The organism is Kitasatospora sp. NPDC034035, assembly GCF_055575755.1.
The window spans coordinates 1-2321 of the sequence record NZ_JBVISA010000103.1; the positions used below are offsets into that span (position 1 = coordinate 1).

The following is a 2321-nucleotide window of genomic DNA, read 5'->3' on the forward strand; positions in this document are numbered from 1 at the left end:
CCGCCAGATCCTCCAGCAGCACCCGCCACGACACCCCGTCCACCACCAGGTGGTGCGCCACCACCACCAACCGCACCCCACCCGCACCGAGATCGGCGGTGAGGCAGCGAAGCAGCGGGCCGTCCGTGAGGTCCAGGCTGCTCTGCGCCCGGGCGACCAGGTGGTCGAACGCGGCCTGCCGCTCGTCCTCGGGCAGGGCCGTGAGGTCCTCGTGGTGCACCGGGACGGCCTCGCCGGGCTCGGCCGCCTGCTGGGTCCAGCCGGCCTCCGTGCGGTGGAAGCGCAGCCGCAGGCCGTCGTGGTGCGCGACCAGGGCGTTCAGCGCCGTGGCGAGGGCCGTGCGGTCCACCCCGTCCTTGAGGGTGGCGGTCATCGACATGTCGAAGTGGTGGGGGGCCGCCGGGTGGTGCTCGAAGAACCAGGCCTGGATGGGGGTCAGCCCGACCGGGCCGGTGATCGTCCGGGCGGGCGTGTGGTCCGCGTCGGGCTCGGGTGCCCGCTCGGCCACGGCCGCCAGGCCGCGCACTGTCGGGTGGTCGAAGAGTTCCCGGGTGCTGACCGCCAGGCCGGCGGCCCTGGCGCGGGCGACGACCTGGATGCTGAGGATCGAGTCGCCGCCCAGGTCGAAGAAGTTGTCCTCGACCCCGACCCGCTCGACACACAGCACCTGCGACCAGACGCCGGCCAACACCTCCTCCACCGCGCCCACCGGCGCGGTGAACTCCTCACCGGAACCCACCACTTCGGGCTCCGGCAGAGCCCGCCGGTCCACCTTCCCGTTCGGCGTCAACGGCAGCGCCTCCAGCGACACGAACACCGACGGCACCAGGTAGTCCGGCAGCGCCGCGGCCATGAACTCCCGCAGCCCCCCGGTGCCGTCCGCAACCACGTAGGCGACCAGCCGACGCCCGCCGGACGGACCGACCGGCGCCACGACCACGGCCTGAGACACACCCGGAGCCGACGCCAGCACCGACTCCACCTCACCGAGCTCCACCCGGTGCCCGCGCACCTTCACCTGGTCGTCGACCCGGCCGACGAACTCCAGCTCGCCCCCGGCCGTCCAACGCACCGCGTCACCCGTGCGGTAGAGCCGGCCGCCCACACCGAACGGGTCCGCGACGAACCGCTCCGCCGTCAGCCCCGGCCGACCCACGTAGCCCTGCGTGACACCGTCACCGGCCACGTACAACTCACCCACCACACCCGGCGGCACCGGCCGCAGCCAGCCGTCCAGCACATACACCCGGACGTTGGCGAAGGGGCGCCCGATCGAGGGGTCGGTGTCGGCGTCCGGGTCCAGGGCGGCACTGAAGGAGGCCGCGACGGTGGTCTCGGTGGGCCCGTAGCCGTTGACCATGGTCCGCCCCCGGCCGAAGCGGGCGACCAGGCCCGCCGGGACGGGCTCCGCGCCGGCGATCAGGCTGCGCAGCTCGGGCAGTTCGACGTCCGGCAGGGTGGCGAGCGCGGCGGGCAGGATGATCGCGTGGTTCACCCGCTGCTCGACCAGGACCTGCGCCAGCGCCTCGCCCGCGAGCGGGCCGGGCGCCGGCAGGACCAGGGCGGCGCCCCGGCCCAGGGCCATCAGGGTCTCCAGCAGCGCCACGTCGAAGCTGGTCGAGGCCAGTTGCAGCACCCGGTCCCCCGGCTGCACGCCGAGGAGTTCGGCGGGCACCGTGAGCAGCCCGCTCAGGCCGTGGTGCGGGACCTCGACGCCCTTGGGGCGGCCGGTGGAGCCCGAGGTGTAGATGACGTACGCGGGCTGGAGCAGCTCGATCGCCACCTCGGGCAGGCCGTCCGGCAGCTGCGTGTGCTCGACCAGGGCCGGGTCCAGGGTGCGCACGCCCGTGGTCGCGACGGTGGCGCCGGCGGCCTCGTCGGTTATCACCAGCCGGATGCCGGAGTCGCCGACCATGTGGTCGAGCCGGTCGGCCGGGTAGGTCGGGTCGAGCGGTACGTAGACGGCGCCGGCGTGCACCACGGCCTGCATCGCAGTCAGCCAGGCGATGCCGCGCGGCAGGGCAACCCCGACGCGTTCGCCCGGGCGGACGCCCTCGGCGATCAGCAGGTGCGCCAACCTGGCGGACCGGGCCTGGAGTTCGGCGTAGGTCAGGGTGTCGTCGGCGCAGACGACGGCGGGCAGGTCCGGGGTCCGCTCGGTCTGGCTGCGGAAGATCTCGGACAGGTTCAGCCTGGTCAGGTCGCGGGCGGTGTCGTTCCACTGGCCGAGGACCTGGTGGCGCTGGTCGGCGCCGAGCGGGTCGAGCCCGGCCAGGGTGGTGGAGCCGTCGGCGGCGACGACGCTCTCGGCGTGCCGGACC

1 protein-coding gene is annotated in these 2321 nt (G+C 74.3%); it reads right to left on the reverse strand.

Annotated features, from left to right (window positions below; genetic code table 11):
• Window positions 1–2321, reverse strand: a 2321-nt coding sequence (locus ACZ52J_RS42785) for an amino acid adenylation domain-containing protein (RefSeq protein ID WP_465626839.1), incomplete at both ends; no start/stop codon positions are given.